This window comes from Nocardia australiensis (assembly GCF_020733705.1).
In the GTDB taxonomy this organism is placed as follows: domain Bacteria; phylum Actinomycetota; class Actinomycetes; order Mycobacteriales; family Mycobacteriaceae; genus Nocardia; species Nocardia australiensis.
Genome location: NZ_JAJFZM010000005.1, coordinates 1 through 19,909 on the forward strand (window position 1 = coordinate 1; position 19,909 = coordinate 19,909).

Consider the following 19,909-nt stretch of genomic DNA (forward strand, 5'->3'; position numbering starts at 1 on the left):
GCGATGACGTTCCCGGCGCGAGTGACAACGACGTTGCTGCGGGGCCGGGTCACTGCCCGCGACGGCAAGGCCGTGGGGAACATTCAGGAGGGGCGGTAGGTGGAAAGAACGCTCTGGGTCATCGGGCTGCTGGTGCTGTTCGCCCTGTGTAGTTGGCTGATGTACCGCGGCTGGCGCAATCGCGCCGCGCGGCAGGCGGCCAGTATCGGTGACCTACCCGGTGTGCCCACCGATTGCGGCGCGCAACTGCTGGAGCCGACCACCGGTATGTATCTCGGCAGCACCTTGGCGCCCAGTTGGCAGGACCGGATCGCGGTGGGCGACTTGGGCTTCCGGGCTACGGCGGAACTGACCAGGTTCGAACGCGGAATTCTGCTCGAACGTGATGGTGCGACGGCGATCTGGATTCCGCAGGAATCCATTACCGCCGTGCGCACCGAACGCGGCCACGCGGGCAAGGTTATGACGGAAGATGGTGTGCTGGTAATTCGCTGGAAGCTGCCGACGGGAACCGAGATCGATACCGGTTTCCGAGGCGACGACAAGTCGGTCTACCCGGCGTGGCGAGCGGATCCGACCAGGACGAAGACGGGAGAAGACGAATGAGTGGGCCAGACGCAGCGGCTCTGGTGCTGGAGGACGGCCGGGTTTTCCGGGGCTCCGCCTACGGCGCCGTCGGCGAGACGCTCGGTGAGGCGGTGTTCTGCACCGCGATGACCGGCTATCAGGAGACCCTGACCGACCCCAGCTACCACCGCCAGATCGTGGTGGCCGCTGCCCCGCAGATCGGCAACACCGGCTGGAACGACGAGGATGACGAGTCCTCGAAGATATGGGTCGCCGGCTACGTCGTGCGCGACCCGGCACGGCGCGCCTCGAACTGGCGCGCCACCGGCACACTGCCCGACGCACTGCAGCGCCAGCATGTCGTCGGTATCGCGGGCATCGATACCCGCGCGCTCGTGCGTCATCTGCGCACCCGCGGCTCGATGAAGGCGGGCATCTTCTCCGGCGCCGCGCTTGCCGGCGACGACGAGTTGCGCACCAGGGTGAACGGTCAGGCTTCGATGCTGGGCGCCGATCTGGCCGAGGAGGTCAGCACCGAATCGCTCTACACCATCGAGCCGGCCGGCGACCCGCGGTTCACCGTGGTCGCGGTTGACCTCGGCATCAAAACCAACACGCCACGCATGTTCGCCGAGCGCGGGATGCGGGTGCATGTGGTGCCGTCGAACACCTCCCTCGATCAGATCTTGGAACTGAACCCCAACGGGGTGTTCCTGTCCAACGGCCCCGGCGACCCGGCCACCCAGGACGGTGCCGTCGCGATCACCCAGGGCGTGCTGGAAAAAGGCGTACCGCTGTTCGGCATCTGCTTCGGCAACCAGATCCTGGGCCGGGCACTCGGTCGCAAAACCTACAAAATGAAGTTCGGCCACCGCGGCATCAATATCCCGGTCGTCGAGCGGGAGACCGGTCGCATCTCGATCACCGCGCAGAACCACGGCTTCGCCCTCGAGGGTGCGGCGGGGGAGCAGTTCGACACGCCTTTCGGCCGCGCCGAGGTCAGCCATGTCTGCGCCAACGACGGCACCGTCGAAGGTGTTCGCCTGATCGACGGCCGCGCGTTCTCCGTGCAGTACCACCCGGAAGCCGCCGCCGGACCCCATGACGCCGCTTATCTCTTCGACCGTTTCGCCGGTCTCATGGAAGGAGCCTGATGCCACGCCGCGAGGACCTACGCCACATCCTGGTGATCGGCTCGGGCCCGATCGTTATCGGCCAGGCCTGCGAGTTCGACTACTCCGGCACCCAGGCGTGCCGGGTGCTGCGGGCCGAGGGGCTGCGAGTGTCGCTGGTGAACTCCAACCCGGCGACCATCATGACCGACCCCGAGTTCGCGGATTCCACCTATGTGGAACCGATTACGCCGGAGTTCGTCGAGAAGGTCATCGAAAAAGAGCGTCCCGATGCGATTCTCGCCACCCTCGGCGGCCAGACCGCGCTGAATACAGCTGTGGCCCTGCATGAGCGCGGTGTGCTGCAGAAGTACAACGTCGAGTTGATCGGCGCCGACTTCGACGCGATCCAGCGCGGTGAGGACCGCCAGAAGTTCAAGGACATTGTCGCCAAGGTCGGCGGTGAGAGCGCCCGCTCGGCGGTGTGTCACACCATGGACGAGGTGCGCGCCACCGTCGCCGAACTCGGGTTCCCGGTTGTGGTGCGGCCGTCGTTCACCATGGGCGGCCTCGGCTCCGGCATGGCCTACAACGACGAGGATCTCGACCGCATCGCCGGCGGTGGCCTCGCGGCCTCGCCGACCGCGAACGTGCTGATCGAGGAATCCATTCTGGGCTGGAAGGAATTCGAGCTCGAGCTCATGCGCGACAGCCGCGACAACGTTGTGGTGGTCTGCTCGATCGAGAACGTGGACCCCATGGGCGTGCACACCGGTGATTCGGTAACCGTCGCACCGGCCATGACCCTCACCGACCGTGAGTACCAGAAGCTGCGTGACCTGGGCATCGACATCCTGCGGGAGGTCGGCGTCGATACCGGTGGCTGCAACATCCAGTTCGCGGTGGACCCCGCCGACGGCCGCCTGATCGTCATCGAAATGAACCCGCGCGTCTCGCGCTCGTCCGCATTGGCTTCCAAGGCAACGGGTTTCCCGATTGCCAAGATCGCCGCCAAGCTGGCCATCGGGTACACCCTCGACGAGATCGTCAACGACATCACCAAGGAAACCCCGGCCTGTTTCGAGCCGACCCTCGACTATGTGGTCGTCAAGGCGCCGCGGTTCGCGTTCGAGAAGTTCCCCGGCGCCGATGCCACGCTGACCACCACCATGAAGTCGGTCGGCGAGGCAATGTCGTTGGGCCGCAACTTCTCCGAGGCACTCGGTAAAGTGCTGCGCTCGCTGGAGACCAAGGCCGCGAGCTTCTGGACCCAGGAAGACGGCAAGTGGGCGCCGGTCGACGGCGATACCGCAGCGGCGATCGAGGCGATCCTCGAGGATCTGCGCACGCCGACCGAAGGGCGCATTTACCAGGTCGAGCGGGCGCTGCGCTACGGCGCGAGCATCGAAGACGTCGCGCTCGCCTCCGGCATCGACCCGTGGTTCGTCGCCGAGGTCGCCGGCCTGGTCGAACTGCGCCAGGAGATCATCGACTCGCCGGTGCTGGACGAGCCGCTGTTGCGCCGGGCCAAGCACTATGGACTGTCCGATCGTCAGCTCGCCGCATTGCGTCCCGAACTCGCGGGTGAGACCGGCGTGCGTGCACTGCGCCACCGGCTCGGGATCCGTCCGGTCTTCAAGACTGTCGACACCTGCGCTGCCGAATTCGAGGCCAAGACGCCGTATCACTACTCGTCCTACGAGCTCGATCCCGGCGCTGAATCCGAGGTCGCGCCGCAACGTGAGCGCGAGAAGGTGTTGATCCTCGGGTCCGGCCCGAACCGGATCGGTCAGGGCATCGAATTCGACTACTCGTGTGTGCACGCTGCGCTGACGCTGTCGCAGGCCGGGTACGAGACCGTCATGGTCAACTGCAATCCGGAGACCGTTTCCACCGACTACGACACCGCCGACCGGCTCTACTTCGAGCCCCTGACCTTCGAGGACGTGCTCGAGGTCTATCACGCCGAAACTGAATCCGGCACCGTCGCCGGCGTCATCGTGCAGCTCGGCGGGCAGACCCCGCTCGGGCTGGCGCAACGACTCACCGACGCGGGTGTCCCGGTGGTCGGCACGAGTGCCGCGGCCATCGATCTGGCCGAGGACCGTGGCGAATTCGGTGACGTACTGGTCGCCGCGGGCCTGCCCGCGCCGAAGTACGGCACCGCGACCACCTTCACGCAGGCCAAGAAGATCGCCGCGAGCATCGGCTACCCGGTGCTGGTGCGCCCGTCCTACGTGCTCGGTGGGCGCGGCATGGAGATCGTCTATGACGAGCAGTCCCTGGAGGGCTATATCTCCCGGGCGACCGAGCTCAGCCCCGAACATCCGGTGCTGGTCGACCGTTTCCTCGAGGATGCCATCGAGATCGACGTCGACGCACTGTGCGATGGCGACGAGGTCTACCTCGGCGGCGTGATGGAGCACATCGAAGAGGCGGGCATCCACTCCGGTGACTCGGCCTGCGCACTGCCGCCGATTACGTTGGGCCGCAGTGATATCGAGGCGGTGCGCCGGTCGACGATCGCGCTGGCCAAGGGGATCGGTGTCAAGGGCCTGCTGAATGTGCAGTACGCGCTCAAGGACGACGTGCTCTACGTGCTCGAGGCGAATCCTCGTGCCAGCCGGACCGTTCCGTTCGTCTCCAAGGCGACGGCAGTTCCGCTGGCCAAGGCGGCCGCGCGAGTCACCATGGGCGCCACCATTGCCGAACTTCGCAAGGAGGGCATGCTGCCGAGCGAGGGCGACGGCGGGCATGTTCCGCTGGATGCCCCGGTCGCGGTGAAAGAAGCGGTGCTGCCGTTCCACCGTTTCCGCCGCGCCGACGGCACCGGCGTGGATTCATTGCTCTCGCCGGAAATGAAGTCCACCGGCGAGGTGATGGGCATCGACGCCGATTTCGGCACGGCATTCGCCAAGAGCCAGGCCGCCGCATACGGCTCGCTGCCCACCGAAGGCGCTGTATTCGTCTCGATCGCCAACCGGGACAAGCGGGCCATGGTGTTTCCGGTGAAGCGCCTGCACGACCTGGGATTCCGCATCCTGGCCACCGAGGGCACGGCGGAAATGCTGCGCCGTAACGGAATTCCGTGCGAACAGGTGCGCAAACACTCCGATCCGGAACCGGAGGCGGTCAATGGTGAAGCGCCACTGGCGACGATCGTCGAGCAGATTCGCGACGGCGAGGTCGACATGGTGTTCAACACCCCCTACGGCAATTCCGGGCCGCGCGTTGACGGCTACGAAATCCGTACCGCCGCAGTTGGTGTGAACATTCCGTGCATCACCACCGTGCAGGGCGCCGCCGCGGCCGTGCAGGGCATCGAGGCGAGCATCAACGGCGGAATCGGGGTGCGGTCCTTGCAGGAGCTGCACTCGGCACTGCGGGGCTGACGAGGAAACCCCGCCGGACACAGGAGATCCATGAAAACGTTCGGGCACCGGCTGCGGCACTCGATGCACCATTTCGGTCCGTTGTGCGTCGGCATCGACCCACATCCCGAACTGCTCACGGCCTGGGGTTTGACCGACGATGTCGAGGGTGTCGAGAAGTTCGCCGAGATCTGCGTCGAAGCATTCGATGGCACGGTCGCGCTGATCAAGCCCCAGGTCGCCTTCTTCGAAGCCTATGGTTCCGGCGGAATCGCGGTGCTGGAGCGCACCATCGAGGTGCTGCGCTCCTCGGGCACCCTGGTGCTGTCGGATGCCAAACGCGGCGACATCGGCTCCACCATGGACGCCTATGCCCGCACTTGGCTCGGTGACGGCCCGCTCGGTTCCGATGCCGTCACCGTCTCGCCCTATCTCGGATTCGGCTCGCTTGCACCGGCTTTGACGCTGGCGGACGGAAACGGCCGCGGTGTCTTCGTGCTGGCCGCGACGTCGAATCCCGAAGGCGCGCAGGTGCAGCGGGCGTTTGCCGCCGACGGTCGCACGCTCGCCCAGACCATGGTCGACGAGGCCGCCGCGCGCAATGCCGGCCACGAATTCGGTTCGGTCGGTGTGGTGGTCGGCGCGACATTGGCCGAGGCCCCCGATCTTTCGAACCTCAACGGACCGGTTCTGATGCCGGGTGTCGGAGCCCAGGGTGGTGGCCCGGAATCCGTGCGCGCATTGGTTTCCGGGCCGATGCTGCGTGCGGTGGTTCCGGCCGTGTCACGTGAGGTGCTGCGCGCCGGACCGGCTGTGTCGGCACTACGTGCCAAGGTCGGCGCGCTTCAGGAGGAGTTCGGCTTCCTGCAGGCGTGATGCTCTCTCTGCCCGTCCACGACAGGTTTTCAGACCCACACGCGGCGGCAGAGTTGTCTGCCGCGCCGTCTGCGGCAAAGAGGTGCACCGTGGCGGTCGCGGGTCCCTGAGTGGTTTCTGGGCCTCTTTAAGAGGCACTGGGTGTCGTGCGGGACCGTCGTGGCCTGTGTTGCGGTAGGCGCGTCTATGGTTCGCTCGCGTCATCGGCCGGTCCGGATGGATCCGACACGCGGAAAGTTAAGGCGACACGCGGGAAATCTCTAGAAACTTCCTGGTCGGGCACGTGCCTGGTTGCTGAGCGGACGCAACTCATCTCCGCAACTGTCCCGCAAACCGAGCAGGTGACCGAAAAAGCCCTGCTGGCGGCACCTTTCAGTGCTGCGGCGAAACGATCCGCGCGGTGGCGCTGGAGGCGCACGCATCCGGCCGGACACACCCCTACGGCACCGGCGAATCATGCGCTGACCTGGGGGGTGGGTTCGCAATCGCGCAACGTCGTGGGTACGGTCGCTGAGACTGCTGGGTTACTGGCAGTAGTTAATGCAATGAACAATGAGACGGAGGAACCGTGGCCCTTCCCCAGCTGACTGACGAGCAGCGCGCCGCTGCTTTGGAGAAGGCGGCTGCCGCTCGCCGTGCTCGGGCGGAGCTCAAGGAGCGCCTGAAGCGTGGCGGCACCGACCTGAAGCAGGTCCTCACCGATGCCGAGTCCGATGAGATTCTCGGCAAGATGAAGGTGTCGGCACTGCTCGAGGCCCTGCCCAAGGTGGGCAAGGTCAAGGCGGCGGAGATCATGAGCGAACTAGAGATCGCCCCCACCCGGCGTTTGCGCGGACTGGGTGACCGGCAGCGCAAGGCGCTGCTCGCCCGATTCGACTTCGCCTGACAACGAAGGTGATCGGACACACGCGGAAGGGTCGACTGGTTGTACTGGTCGGCCCCTCGGCCGTGGGCAAGTCCACCGTGGTGCGCTGCGTCCGTGAGCGGCTGCCCCACCTGGTCTTCAGTGTGTCGGCAACGACCCGGGCTCCCAGGCCCGGGGAGGTCGACGGTCGGGACTATCGGTTCGTCACCCGAGCGGAGTTCGACGCCATGATCGAGGCGAACGAATTGCTCGAGTGGGCGGACATTCACGGAGGACTACAGCGTTCCGGCACCCCCGCGGGGCCGGTGCGCGAGGCGCTGGCCGGCGGACTGCCCGTCCTCGTCGAGGTCGATCTCGAGGGCGCGCGCTCGGTGCGCAAGGCCATTCCGGAGGCGCTACTGGTGTTTCTCGCCCCTCCGAGCTGGGACGAATTGGTCGCCCGGTTGCGGTCGCGCGGGACCGAATCACCCGAAGTGATCGAGCGAAGGCTGGAAACCGCCAGGACCGAATTGGCGGCCTGTGACGAGTTCGACATCGTCATAGTGAACGACGAGGTGACCAGCGCGTGTGAGCAGTTGGTATCGTTGTTCGTTAGCACAAATTCGAGTTCGTGACCCCTTAACCCCGCAGGAGCCCCCCTAGTGAGCAGTACGGCCACCAAGCCCGCGCCCGCATACGACACTCCTATCGGCCTCACCAACCCGCCGATCGACGAGTTGCTCGAGCGCACCTCGTCCAAGTACGCCCTGGTCATCTACGCGGCCAAGCGGGCACGTCAGATCAACGACTACTACAACCAGCTCGGCGACGGCATTCTCGAGTACGTAGGCCCGCTGGTCGAGCCGGGTCTGCAAGAGAAGCCGCTCTCGGTTGCCATGCGCGAGATCCACTCCGATCTGCTCGAGCACACCGAAGGCGAATAGGCCACCGCTTCGTGTTTGTGGCAGCGCGAACTACACGGATCAGCCACCGGAGGCGTCAGTGACCACACGAATCGTCGTCGGCGTAGGCGGTGGCATCGCCGCCTACAAGGCGTGCTCGATCGTGCGCCGATTCACCGAGACGGGTCACCAGGTTCGGGTGATCCCCACCGAGTCGGCACTGCAATTCGTCGGCAAGGCGACATTCGAGGCGCTGTCGGGCAACCCGGTGCACACCGATGTGTTCAGCGATGTGCCCGAAGTGCCCCATGTGCGGCTCGGCCAGGAGGCGGACCTCGTGGTCATTGCCCCGGCGACCGCCGATTTGATGGCGCGCGCCGCACAGGGCCGCGCCGACGATCTACTCACCGCCACGTTGCTGACGGCCCGATGTCCGGTTTTGTTCGCACCCGCGATGCATACCGAGATGTGGGAGCATCCGGCGACCGTCGCCAATGTCGCGGCGCTGCGTGCGCACGGCGCGATCGTCATGGAACCCGCGTCGGGCCGGCTCACCGGCACCGATACCGGCCCCGGACGATTGCCAGAACCCGAGGAGATCTTCGGGCTGGCCACGTTGCTGCTCGAACGTGCCGACGCGATCCCGCGTGACCTGGAAGGACGCCGTGTGGTGATCACTGCGGGCGGCACCAGGGAACCGCTGGATCCGGTGCGTTTCCTGGGTAATCGCAGCTCCGGCAAACAGGGCTATGCGCTCGCCCGGGTCGCCGCTCAACGCGGTGCCCAGGTGACGCTGATCGCGGGCAATACCATCGAGATGGCCGCCCCCGCGGCCGTCGACCTGGTGCACATCACCACCGCCGACCAGCTCAAGACCGCTGTGGAAAAGCATGCGCTCGGAGCGGACGCGGTGATCATGGCGGCGGCGGTGGCCGATTTCCGGCCGACGTCCGTGGCCGCGGCCAAGATCAAAAAGGGCGCGAGCGAGCCGGACACGATCCCGCTGACCAAGACCGACGACATTCTCGCCGGACTGGTTCAGTCGAGACGTGACGGTCAACTACCCGGCACCGCGATCGTCGGCTTCGCGGCCGAGACCGGTGACGAGCAGGGCGACGTACTCGGCTACGCGCGAGCCAAGCTGGCGCGCAAAGGTTGCGATCTGCTGGTCGTGAACGCGGTCGGCGAAGGCAAGGCGTTCGAGGTCGACACCAACGATGGCTGGCTGCTCGGCGCGGACGGCGCCGAACAAGCCCTCGACCACGGGTCGAAGGCACTGCTGGCGAGCCGGGTGCTCGACGCGCTCGGTCCGTTGCTGCGCTGAGGTTTGTGCGCGCCGAATGATGCGCGGTGATGTGCGGAGGCGCTGGTGCGTCGACGTGCTTGGTCGTCGGCCTGTTGAGTAGCCTGTTGCATTGGCGTGCTGAGCAATTCGGTGCACAGTGGCTAGTTCGAATCTGGTTGCGACGTCGTACGGATTGCGGCGTCGCGGCAATCGTCGACCTCGACCGTTGGGCTCATGGTGCAGATGTTCAGGCGATCGGCGTGATGTCGGGACGAACTTCCGGTCCGAGGCATCGATGGCCGAATAGTCTGGGACAGTGGCAGTCAGCGAACCCGTCGCGTCAGTGGTTTGGAATAGTCTGAGATGAAGGGTTGCGCGGTAGCGGCATCTCGATACTGTCGCAATCCGATATGAGCAACCCGTTGAGGGAGAGGGAAAACTGTGCGCACGTCCGGCAGCCGGCTATTCACCAGTGAGTCCGTGACCGAGGGTCATCCGGACAAGATCTGTGATGCCATCAGCGATTCCATTCTCGACGCGTTGCTTACCGAGGACCCCCGCAGCCGCGTCGCGGTGGAAACTCTCGTCACCACCGGTCAGGTCCACGTCGCCGGTGAGGTCACCACATCGGCCTACGCCGACATTCCCCGAATCGTCCGCGAGAAGGTTCTCGAGATCGGATATGACTCTTCCGCAAAGGGTTTCGATGGAAACTCCTGCGGTGTGAACATCGCGATCGGCGCGCAATCCCCGGATATCGCGCAGGGCGTGGACACCTCGCACGAGGCGCGCACCGCCGGGTCCGACGACGAGATCGAGCGCCAGGGCGCGGGCGATCAGGGGCTGATGTTCGGTTACGCGACCGTCGACACCCCCGAGCTGATGCCATTGCCGATCGCGCTGGCGCACCGGCTCTCGCGCAGGCTGACCGAGGTCCGCAAGTCCGGTGTGCTGCCGTACCTGCGTCCTGACGGCAAGACCCAGGTCACCATCGAATATGACGGTGACCGTCCGGTCCGGCTCGATACCGTCGTCATCTCCACCCAGCACGCCGCCGATATCGATCTGGACAACCTGCTCACTCCCGACATCCGGGAGAAGGTTGTCGATTCGGTGCTGGCGGATCTGGATCTGCCGACCCTGGACACTTCGGGCATTCGGTTGCTGGTCAACCCCACCGGTAAGTTCGTGCTCGGCGGACCGATGGGTGACGCGGGCCTGACCGGTCGCAAAATCATCGTCGACACCTACGGCGGTATGGCCCGTCACGGCGGTGGCGCGTTCTCCGGCAAGGATCCGTCGAAGGTGGACCGTTCGGCCGCGTACGCCATGCGCTGGGTCGCCAAGAATGTCGTCGCGGCGGGTCTCGCCGATCGGGTCGAGGTTCAGGTCGCCTACGCCATCGGCAAGGCGGCTCCGGTCGGCCTGTTCGTCGAGACTTTCGGCACGGAGAAGGTCGACCCGACACGTATTTCCTCGGCTATCACCGAGGTATTCGATCTGCGGCCGGGCGCGATCATTCGCGACCTGGGTCTGCTGCGCCCGATCTACGCACCGACCGCCGCGTACGGTCACTTCGGCCGTACCGACGTCGATCTGCCCTGGGAGCACACCGACCGCGCCGATAAGCTGCGCGCGACCGTCGGCCTGTAGGTCGACCAGGCCCGTGTGAACCAACCCACGGCGAACCTTCCCGGCTCTCCTGTGGACCAGCCGTCCACAGGAGCCAGGGTGTCACATGATTCGACAGCGGCGGGAAGACCCATCGCACGGGTTCTCCCGCTGCTTTCGCCCGCGCACCTCGACCGCGACTTCGACTATCTCGTCCCGCCCGAGCTGGATGAGATCGCCCAACCGGGTGTGCGAGTCCGTGTCCGTTTCGCGGGCCGCCTGGTAGACGGCTACCTGCTGACCCGCCTGGCCCATAGCGACCACTCCGGGAAACTGGTCACCCTCGGCCGAATCGTTTCGGCCGAACGCGTCCTCACCCCCGAAATCCTGCAACTGGCCACAGCCGTCGCCGCCCGCTACGCGGGCACTCGCGCCGAGGTCCTGCGCCTAGCCATCCCACCCCGTCACGCCCGCACCGAGACCGGCGACACGAAGAAGTCGAAGGTAACGGAAACCGAAGCAGTGCAGGGGGATTCGTGCCCAGCCGATTCAGCGGAGACCAACCGGCCCGCAGCGACGGTACGATCCCGCGCGAAACCTGCCGCGGCCGTACACATAGCGCAGGCAGCCGACACCGATTCGAATTCGGGCAACGAGCCTGACCCGGCGCCGGCCGCAATCGACCCAGGCGATCGTTCGGGCCTGACTGCGAAGCCCTCGACCCCCGGACATTCGGCTACGCCGAGCGGTGTGACGACTGCTGGGACGGAGGCGGGTGATCGCTCTGGGGCGGCCGAGGGTACCGCGACCGGCTCACGTCCAGGTGCGGCTATCGATGTGGCGGCGGCTGATGTTGGTGCGGGCGATCGTTCTGGAGTCGCGGAGGTGCTCTCGGCAGCTGCACGCAACCCTGGTGGCGCGGTGACGGCTCAGGTCTATCCGGGCGATCGGTCCGGCGGGGCCGTGGAGGTCGCGGCCGCGTCGGGTGATGTGGCGACTGGTGAGGTCGCGGGCGAGCGGTTGGGTCCGGCTGGTTCGAGTGCGGCCGCCTCGGATGCGGGTACGTCCGATGATGTGCTGGCAGTCGGTGCGAGTGTGGAGCCGTTGGCGGACCGTCGCGTCGCGGTCGCCGGGACAGTGTCGGTGCACTCAACGGGCTCGGCAACCGCGCTCTCGGCTGCTGAATCTATTGGTGCGCAGACGGATTCGTCCGAACCGCTCGTCGACGTGGTTGACCTCGGGGCGTGGGCGCGCTATGTGCATGGCGCGGCTTTCGTTAACGCGCTCGGGCAGGGGAGGGGGCCGCGGGCGGCCTGGCAGGCGTTGCCGGGGGAAGATTGGGCCCGGCGGTTGGCGGAGTTGGCAGCCGTGGTGGCCGGGCGTGGGCAGAGTGCGATTCTGATGGTGCCCGATCAACGGGATCTGGATCGCGTGCTCGCGGAATGTGTTCGGCTGGTGGGGGATTCAGCGGTCGGTCTGGCAGCGGGTTTGGGGCCCGCCGCGCGTTATCGGCGATGGCTCGCGGCGTTGCGTGGCTCGGCGCGAGTGGTGGTCGGCACGCGCAGCGCGGTGTTCGCGCCCACGGTGGATCTGGGACTGATCGCGATCTGGGATGACGGCGATGACACCTACGCTGAGCCGCGCTCGCCGTACCCGCACGCGCGGGAGGTCGCAATGCTGCGCGCACACGAAAGCGGTGCGGCGTTCGTTGCGGCAGGTCTGGCCAGGACCGCCGAGGTACAGGCGGTGGTCGACTCGGGTTGGGCGCACGACCTGGTTGCCGAGCGCGCGGTGTTGCGCGCCGCCGTGCCACGGATCAGTGCGCCCGGTGACAGCGATATAGCGCTCGAGCGCGACCCGATCGCCCGCGCGATCCGTATCCCCGCTGTGGCGTTCGCGGCCGCGCGTTCGGCGCTGAAAGAGGGAGCCGCAGTGCTGGTACAGGTTCCCAGGCGCGGGTACATCCCATCGCTGGCCTGCGCGAAGTGCCGGACGCCCGCACGATGCCGACATTGCAATGGGCCTCTCGCGCTGCCGGAGGATCGGTCGCCGCGTGCGGACATCGCGCACAGTCCGAGCTGTCGCTGGTGCGGTATCACGGAGGCCGCGTACCGCTGCACGCACTGCGGATCGCGGGCGCTGCGCGCGGTGGTCATCGGCGCGGCTCGTACTGCGGAGGAGCTGGGCCGGGCATTTCCGGGTGTGCCGATTCGCGGTTCCAGCGGTGGCGCGATGCTCGATGTGGTCGAGCCAGGGCCGCAGGTCGTTGTCGCGACGGTCGGCGCCGAGCCGGTGCTGCCCGGCGGCTACGGTGTCGCACTGCTGCTCGACGGCTGGGCGCTGCTGAGTCGCGCCGATCTGCGCGCCGCCGAGGACACACTGCGCCGCTGGATGAGCGCCGCGACGTTGGTCAGAGCGCGCGGGCAGGTCATTGTCATGGCCGAGCCCTCGCTGTCGACCGTGCAGGCCCTGGTCCGCTGGGACCCGGTCGGGCATGCGGTCAATGAGGTTGCCGAACGTGCCGAGGTCGGCTTCCCGCCCGCGGTGCGGATGGCAGCCATCGATGGATCTGCCGATGCGGTAGCCGAATTACTCTCCGCCGCAACACTTCCCGACGATGTCGAGGTGCTCGGTCCGGTCCCGCTCCCACCCGGCGCCAGGAAGCCGTTCGTCGGCGACAGTCCCGCCGAAGTCGAACGTATGCTGTTACGCGTCCACCGCGCCTCCGGCGCCGCCCTGGCCCGAGCCCTCACCGCCGCCCAGGCGATCCGCAGCACCCACCGCTCCGACGCTCCGCTTCGTGTCCAGATCGACCCCATCGATATTGGCTGACCACTTGTTGCGATGGTTGCCGCCGCCATGTCGGCCCTGTTCGTTGCGCGCGGGTCTATCGGGCTCGGTTTCGACCAGGTAGGTTCGGCCCGTGTTCTGCTCGATCGTCGCACGTGCACGCATGCGAGGGAGGCCGAGATAACCGACCAGGAGCAGGCGTGGGGTGGGCCCCTGTGGCCGGCGGCCGACCTGATCACGCCTATGGCAATACGAGTGGCGGCGACGCTGCGGGTCGCCGATGCGATCGTCGCTGGCGTGTCATCGGGGCCGGAACTCGCCATCCATCTCGCTGTCGAGGTCGACCCGTTCGTTCGAGTGCTGGATCATCTGGTCACCGCCGGGTTTCTACGCCGCGACGAGGGCGGAGCCTACACATTGACCGATGCGGGGCAGTGGCTGCGCGACGATCATCCCGAGGGCGTTCGGGCGTCGATCGATTTGGAAGGTGCCATCGGGCATGCCGACATGTCCGTGGTGGAGCTGCTGCACACGGTTCGCACATCCTGCGGAACTGCGCGCAGGCAGCGCGGCCCGACGGCAAGGTCATCATCGTCGAAGACACCGAGCACCCGGAAGACACCAGTACCGAGATGGATCTACGCATGCTCGCCTACTGCCTCGGCCGAGAACGAAGCATCGATGGGATCTCCGGCCTCGCGCACGAAGCCGGGCTCACTCTCGGTGCGGTCACTCACTCGCGGCTCCGTACCATTGTCGAGCTCTGCCGGATCCGTATGCGCCGCAAACCAATTAAAGATCCGCCTGCGGTAAGCGATAGCCGAGTCCGGCGTGTCATTCCAGCACGCGCCTAAGCGTCGGGGACCGTCCTACCGACGTCCAATCGCGAGCGTTGTAATCCGATGGCCGTTCAATCACTGCTCAGGCAGGATCCTCCTGTGCAGCATGCTCTCCTCGGGCTGGCCGAGAACCCCGCGCTACCAACCGAACTGGTTGATCGGCTGATCATGGCTGCGGACGCGGACCTCGCCGACGTCCTGGCCTGCCGACCGGACCTGAACCGCGCGCAGGTGGTCGCGCTGGCACGCTTCGAGGGGGCCGCAGTACGGCTCGCTGGCGATGGGCGGCTCACCGCCGATGACGTTGATCCGGTGGCCCGGCCGCGTGTCACGCTCGCCCTGCTCGAAGTGCGTTCCGGCAGGCCGGAGTGGGCGCGTCTGCTCGCCACCGACCCGCTGATGGACCACAGGGAGAAGCTGGCAGCCTGCCCCGGCCTACCGCGCGATGTGACGCAGACGCTCGCCTCGGACTCCGACGTTCGGGTCGTCGCTGAACTCGCGCTGTGGGCGCCCCCGGACGTCGTCGCCCACCTCGCGCGGCATCCGCATGCCCAGGTCCGCCGCGCGCTGGCGGCCAACGAGGCGGCGCCGCCAACCGTATTGGCGGCGCTACTGACCGGAAAAGGGCTGCCGCCGCCACGCTCCTGCCTCGTCTGCGACCGGGAGCCGATCCCCTTCGTTCACGACCCGAACTGCCAACGATCCGACTGCACCTTGCCACCAGGCGCGGCCTGCGACGGCTCCCACGAATCCACCGCGCACGAAATCCAGCAAATGGCCCTGCGAAACCCGGCCACCCCGGCCGGCGCTGTTGTGGACTTCGTCGGCCACCCCTCAACATTGCTGCGCTGCGAACTCGCGGCCCGCACCGATCTGCCTCCGCGGGTGTACGCGCGCCTCGCCGATGATCCCGTCCCAGGGGTCCGCGCAACGCTGGCGGACAACCCCGCGATCAACGAAGGCTTGATCCGCACCTTGGCCGCCGACCGCGGCCACGACGTCCAGCGTCGGTTGGCACACCATCCGGGCCTGCCGCTCGACATCCTGTCCTACCTCGCCGAAGCCACTCGGATCGGCTCAACTCTGCTGCCGCGCATCGCCTCGGCTGCCCCGGCCGAAGTCGAGAGACTGGCCGTGTCACCGAATCCGGCCATGCGGATGCTCCTCGCCCAGCGACGCGACCTGCCGACCGAAATCCGCGACACTCTGGCCCGCGACCCCAACACCAAGGTGGTCAAGTCCATAGCGCCGCACCCAGGCCTGTCCGAAGCCCAGTTGCGCGTGATGGTCGCGCGGCACGGCGTCCAGGTGATAGCGAAAGTGGCGGTCAATCCCGACGCTACGTCGGCCCTGCTGGAGAACCTGACCCAGCACCGGCCGCCGGTACAAAAGGTGTTTCGTGAGATCGCCCGGCACCGCAATGCGACGTCCGCAGCGCTGCTCGCGTGCCTAACGGATCGCCAGGCCAGGCCATGGGCCGCTCGCCATCGTGCCCTGCGCCCCTCGACCATTGTCGAACTGCTCGACGACGAAGACTGGCAGGTGGTGGAATCGGCGGCGGCCAATCCGTCGCTGCCGCATGCCGCGATGTCGGGGCTGGTGCCCTGACCGCGGCGGGTCGTGCGGCGGCCCCAGCAGCGATCGGGCTCGAAACAGGAAGTGCGGCTCCAGTGCGGGAATCGCATTGCTTACCAACGCCTTTCGCGATCTCATCTGATGGCTACCGAAGGTCGTCGCCTCGAGCGGTGGAGCGACTCGCTCGCTGGTTGATCGGTGGCTGGTCGTCTCTGTGTTTCGCTATACCCTTGCATTCGATGCATTGCCGATATATCGTCGATAACATGAAATGAACACGAGAGCCTGAGGAGGCTGTTATGGAAAACATGGAACGAGAAGATTTTGGGCGTGGTCGACGGCGTGGGCCGGGCCGACCGGAATTCGAGCGTGGCCTTCGGCACCGCCATGGCGGACGGCACGGTTTCGGTCCCGAGTTCGGACCGGGTTTCGGGCACGGTTTCGGATCGGGCTTCGGCCGTGGCCGTGGTCGTGGTGGTCGCGGCAGGCGCGGCGACGTACGTGCCGCTGTGTTGCTGCTGCTCACCGAGCGCCCCATGCACGGATATGAGCTCATTCAGCAGATCCGCGAGCGCAGCGACGATATCTGGCGGCCGAGCCCGGGGTCCATCTATCCCGCGCTGTCGCAGCTGGAAGACGAGGGTCTGTTGCTCATCGAGAAGGTCGCTGGTCGCAAGACCGCGAAGCTGACCGACGCCGGGACCGAGTACATCGAGGCCAACCGCGCCGAACTGGGCGATCCGTGGGCGGAGGTCAAGCAGGACGTCGGCGCGCAGGCGATCGATCTGCGCGGACTCATCGGCCAACTGGTGGGCGCCGCTGCCCAGGTCGCCGCGGCAGGCACCCCCGAGCAGGCGACCAAGGCGGCCGAGGTCCTGACCGAGGCGCGTAAGGCCCTGTATCGCATCCTGGCCGAGGACGAAAGCCCCGAGAAGTTGTAGCGTTCGCTACGTAACAGAAGCATGAAACACCCCACTACGGCGCGCATTTCATGCCAGCGAGGGTAGATCATTGTGAGATGGGACAGTGGCGTGGTTCGTGGGGTTGGGGTCATTCACAGTTGTGCCGGGCGGTGTTTGTTTGCGCGGTCGCCGGAGCCGTCGTGCTCGGCTCCGGTGGCGCGCAGGCCGACCCGGTCGGCTACCGGCCGCCGAGTGTGCCGACCGATCCCGCGCCGCCGCAGTCGGATCACCTTGCCGCCGCGCGCTATCTGAGGACCCATCCGGATGCTGTCCCCGCAGGCACCAACGATTTCGCTTGCGTTCCCGATGCCGAGCATCCCCGACCGGTGGTCCTCGCGCACGGCACGGATTCCACTGTGTACTCCGATTGGTCGGCGATCGCGCCGCAGCTCACCGCAGCCGGATTCTGCGTCTTCGCGCTGAACTACGGCGGCGCTCCCGGAGCCGACAGCTACGGCACCGAGGACCTGCGGTTGAGTGCATACCAGGTCGGCGACTTCGTCGACCAGGTGTTGGGTGCAACGCATGCGGCGCAGGTCGACCTGGTCGGATTCTCGCAGGGCGCGAACGTGACCCGCTTCTACATCAACAAACTCGGTGGTGCACCCAAGGTCGGTCAATGGGTCGGCATCGCCTCACCGAGCTATGGCGGGGTGATGTATGGCTTGGTGCCGATCGCACAGTCGGCTCCCGGTGCGATGGAAGTTTTCGAGAAGGTGACCTCGCTGGCCGCCGTGCAGCAAGCGCAGGGCTCGCCGACGATGACCGAGCTCAATGCGGGCGGTGACACGGTGCCCGGCCCGAAGTACACCACCATCGGCAGCCGGGTGGACGAAATGATCCAGCCGTTCGACAACATTGCCCTGCATGGCCCTGGCGCCCGCAATATCGTCCTCCAGGACGAGTGCGCGGTCGACCTAACCGGCCACTTCCACATGGTCTTCGACCCGTTCGTGCAGCAGCTGTTGCTCACGGTTCTGGATCCGGCGCATGCCCCCGAGCCGGTATGCGTGCCCGTCGCACTCGGCACCGGCATCCCCCAGGTGATCATTGCCGGGCATTCCTGACCGGATAGCCGACGGCGGAGACTGCCGAAGTGGCTACGCAAACGGTGGTGCCGTAGGCCGCGGCGGCTGTAGTTTCGAACTCGAACCCTGCACCTTCGGTGTAGAGCGCGGACCTCGGTTGAGAATGGGCGCATGGCTTGGTTGAGAATGAGCGAATGGAGGGGCTCGTCGGACGCGAGTCGGGAGCCGAAACCGTGAGTGCGGTAGATCTGGATCTGGTGGCCGGCGACGCGCGGTTAACCGTGAGCCCGAGCAGCGGGCGAATTCTCGGCTTACGCCTCGGCGCCGCCGAGGTGCTGAGTCCCGGACCGAAACATGGGTGCTTCCCGATGGCGCCGTGGTGCGGCCGGATGCGGGATGGCCTGCTGCGCTGGGGTGGGCACGATTACCAACTGCCGCGCACTGCCGGGCCGCACGCCATCCACGGGACAGTGCGTGACCGGCCATGGGATGTCGTCGAGCGCTCTGCGACGGAAGTCGTGCTGGCGCAAGAACTCGCGGATCCTTGGCCCTTCCCGGGCCGGGTTACTCAGACGATCGCGCTCGGTGCTGACAATGCGGTTTTCGGAATGACCATCGAGGCGGTGTCGGATTCCTTTCCCGCGCAGGTGGGATGGCATCCGTGGTTTGCTCGTGAACAGACCCGCGGCGCGGATGTCGAGATCCGGTTCACGCCCGCGTGGCAGGAGCAACGCGGTGTCGATCATCTTCCCGACGGCCACCGCATCGATGCCCGGCCAGGCCCATGGGATGACTGCTTCGGAATGCCCGAAGGCGTCCGGGTGACCCTCGTCTGGCCTGGGGAACTCGAGTTGACCGTGACCAGCCCGCTGACCTGGGTCGTGGTGTACGACCTGCCGCGCGACAGCGTATGCGTCGAACCGCAGTCGGGCCCGCCGAATGGACTCAACACCGCGCCGAGGACGGTCGATCCGGACAACCCGTTGGGCGCCGAAATGGTGTGGCGGTGGCGGAGTCTCGCGGCTGACGACGATAAGGCGGTGGGGCGGTGATCACGACCCGAAGCCGGCTGGCCGATGGCCGGGAGATCCTGTACTTCGACCTCGACCCGGTGCCGCGCACCGCGAGCGACACGCGCGACCTGCCGTCGACGACTACACACTCGCGGGCACGGTTCGATCCACTGCTCGGCGAATGGGTGGTACTGGCCTCGCATCGCCAGACCCGAACCTTTCTCCCCCCGGCGGATCTGTGCCCGTTATGTCCGTCGACGCCGCAACGGGCCACTGAGATCCCCGAATCCGACTACCAGGTAGCGGTTTTCGAGAATCGGTTCCCCTCGCTGTCCAGCATTCACGCGAATTTGCCTGCCACGGTAGAGGGTTCGCCACTAACGCCACTGCGTGACGGATTCGGTCGCTGCGAGGTGGTGTGTTTCACGAGCACTCACGATTCGTCGTTCGCGCAGCTGGATCAGCGGCGGGCGCGACTGCTGGTGGACGTGTGGGCACACCGCAGTGCGGAACTGGCCACCCTCGACGATATCGGGCAGGTCTTCTGCTTCGAGAACCACGGCGAGGAGATCGGGGTGACGCTGTCGCATCCGCACGGGCAGATCTACGCCTATCCGTTCGTCACCCCGCGGGTGGTCAAAATCGCGGCGAATGTCGCGCAATACCGGAAAGCGAACGGCAGTAATCTGTTCGGCGACATTCTGGCCGCCGAACGGGCGGCCGGAATACGGGTCGTCGCGGTGAACGAGGAGTGGACGGCATTCGTGCCGCCGTTCGCGCGCTGGCCGTATGAGGTGCAGCTTTATCCGCATCGTCGGGTGGCCGACATTCCCGAACTCGACGACGCGCAGCGTGACGCGTTCGCGCATCTGTATCTGGATGTGCTGGGACGCTTCGCGCACCGGTTCGACACACCGATGCCTTACGTTGCTGCCTGGAACCAGGCGCCGACTCCGAAATCGGGTGTGCCGCGCGATGATTGGTGGCTACACCTGCAGTTGTTCTCGATCCGGCGTGCTGCGGGGAAGCTGAAATATCTCGCGGGCTCGGAGTCGGGCATGCAGGTGTTCATCAGCGATACCACTCCGGAGACGATCGCGGCCGAATTGCGGGAGGTTCGGTGAAAGAGCCGGT

At 66.5% G+C, this 19,909-nt stretch carries 16 protein-coding genes and 1 pseudogene; all 17 read left to right on the forward strand.

Annotation, left to right across the window (positions count from 1 at the left end):
• Nucleotides 1–99: 99 nt before the first annotated feature.
• The 17 genes and pseudogenes from LKE06_RS22255 to galT all read left to right on the forward strand — a co-directional run bounded on the left by LKE06_RS22255 (nt 100) and on the right by galT (nt 19,899).
• On the forward strand, nt 100–606 hold the full coding sequence (locus LKE06_RS22255; protein ID WP_228001307.1) for a PH-like domain-containing protein: 507 nt from the start codon (nt 100–102) through the stop codon (nt 604–606).
• Nucleotides 603–1,721, forward strand: a complete 1,119-nt coding sequence (gene carA / locus LKE06_RS22260) for a glutamine-hydrolyzing carbamoyl-phosphate synthase small subunit (protein ID WP_228001308.1) — start codon at nt 603–605, stop codon at nt 1,719–1,721. Before LKE06_RS22255 ends, carA begins: the two co-directional genes overlap by 4 nt.
• Complete coding sequence (gene carB / locus LKE06_RS22265; RefSeq protein WP_228001309.1) at nt 1,721–5,071, forward strand: carbamoyl-phosphate synthase large subunit; 3,351 nt, start codon at nt 1,721–1,723, stop codon at nt 5,069–5,071. The genes carA and carB overlap by 1 nt, the downstream gene beginning before the upstream one ends.
• Nucleotides 5,072–5,101: 30 nt before the next feature.
• The gene (pyrF, locus tag LKE06_RS22270) at nt 5,102–5,926 is read left to right on the forward strand and encodes an orotidine-5'-phosphate decarboxylase (RefSeq protein ID WP_228001310.1); all 825 of its coding nucleotides are present in this window, start codon (nt 5,102–5,104) and stop codon (nt 5,924–5,926) included.
• 568 nt (nt 5,927–6,494) lie between these two features.
• Nucleotides 6,495–6,812: an integration host factor, actinobacterial type gene (gene mihF / locus LKE06_RS22275; RefSeq protein ID WP_040692163.1), complete on the forward strand. Its 318-nt coding sequence runs from the start codon at nt 6,495–6,497 to the stop codon at nt 6,810–6,812.
• A gap of 8 nt (nt 6,813–6,820) precedes the next feature.
• Nucleotides 6,821–7,405 carry a guanylate kinase gene (gene gmk / locus LKE06_RS22280; RefSeq protein ID WP_228001311.1) on the forward strand — a complete coding sequence of 195 codons (585 nt, stop codon included), beginning with the start codon at nt 6,821–6,823 and terminating at the stop codon, nt 7,403–7,405.
• A 27-nt stretch (nt 7,406–7,432) separates the two neighbouring features.
• On the forward strand, nt 7,433–7,714 hold the full coding sequence (rpoZ, locus tag LKE06_RS22285; RefSeq protein ID WP_228001312.1) for a DNA-directed RNA polymerase subunit omega: 282 nt from the start codon (nt 7,433–7,435) through the stop codon (nt 7,712–7,714).
• Nucleotides 7,715–7,772: 58 nt separating this feature from the next.
• The gene (coaBC, locus tag LKE06_RS22290) at nt 7,773–8,996 is read left to right on the forward strand and encodes a bifunctional phosphopantothenoylcysteine decarboxylase/phosphopantothenate--cysteine ligase CoaBC (RefSeq protein WP_228001313.1); all 1,224 of its coding nucleotides are present in this window, start codon (nt 7,773–7,775) and stop codon (nt 8,994–8,996) included.
• A gap of 402 nt (nt 8,997–9,398) precedes the next feature.
• Nucleotides 9,399–10,610 carry a methionine adenosyltransferase gene (gene metK / locus LKE06_RS22295; RefSeq protein ID WP_228001314.1) on the forward strand — a complete coding sequence of 404 codons (1,212 nt, stop codon included), beginning with the start codon at nt 9,399–9,401 and terminating at the stop codon, nt 10,608–10,610.
• A gap of 78 nt (nt 10,611–10,688) precedes the next feature.
• Complete coding sequence (locus tag LKE06_RS22300; protein ID WP_228001315.1) at nt 10,689–13,400, forward strand: primosomal protein N'; 2,712 nt, start codon at nt 10,689–10,691, stop codon at nt 13,398–13,400.
• A 201-nt stretch (nt 13,401–13,601) separates the two neighbouring features.
• A pseudogene (locus tag LKE06_RS33480) lies at nt 13,602–13,787 on the forward strand (methyltransferase family protein); the annotation flags it as partial.
• Nucleotides 13,788–13,792: 5 nt separating this feature from the next.
• Entirely contained in the window at nt 13,793–14,212 is a 420-nt protein-coding gene (locus tag LKE06_RS33290; protein WP_228001316.1) for a methyltransferase, read from the forward strand.
• Nucleotides 14,213–14,296: 84 nt separating this feature from the next.
• A complete protein-coding gene (locus tag LKE06_RS22310) occupies nt 14,297–15,805 on the forward strand; it encodes a hypothetical protein (RefSeq protein ID WP_228001317.1) in 1,509 nt (502 codons plus the stop codon).
• A 266-nt stretch (nt 15,806–16,071) separates the two neighbouring features.
• The gene (locus tag LKE06_RS22315) at nt 16,072–16,713 is read left to right on the forward strand and encodes a PadR family transcriptional regulator (protein WP_228001318.1); all 642 of its coding nucleotides are present in this window, start codon (nt 16,072–16,074) and stop codon (nt 16,711–16,713) included.
• Nucleotides 16,714–16,790: 77 nt separating this feature from the next.
• Nucleotides 16,791–17,801 (forward strand): esterase/lipase family protein, encoded by a 1,011-nt coding sequence (locus tag LKE06_RS22320; RefSeq protein ID WP_228001319.1) that lies wholly within the window; start codon nt 16,791–16,793, stop codon nt 17,799–17,801.
• A 155-nt stretch (nt 17,802–17,956) separates the two neighbouring features.
• Nucleotides 17,957–18,814, forward strand: coding sequence for an aldose epimerase family protein (locus LKE06_RS22325; RefSeq protein WP_228001320.1), 858 nt, complete (start codon nt 17,957–17,959; stop codon nt 18,812–18,814).
• A 17-nt stretch (nt 18,815–18,831) separates the two neighbouring features.
• Entirely contained in the window at nt 18,832–19,899 is a 1,068-nt protein-coding gene (galT, locus tag LKE06_RS22330; RefSeq protein ID WP_228001524.1) for a galactose-1-phosphate uridylyltransferase, read from the forward strand.
• Nucleotides 19,900–19,909 lie beyond the last annotated feature (10 nt).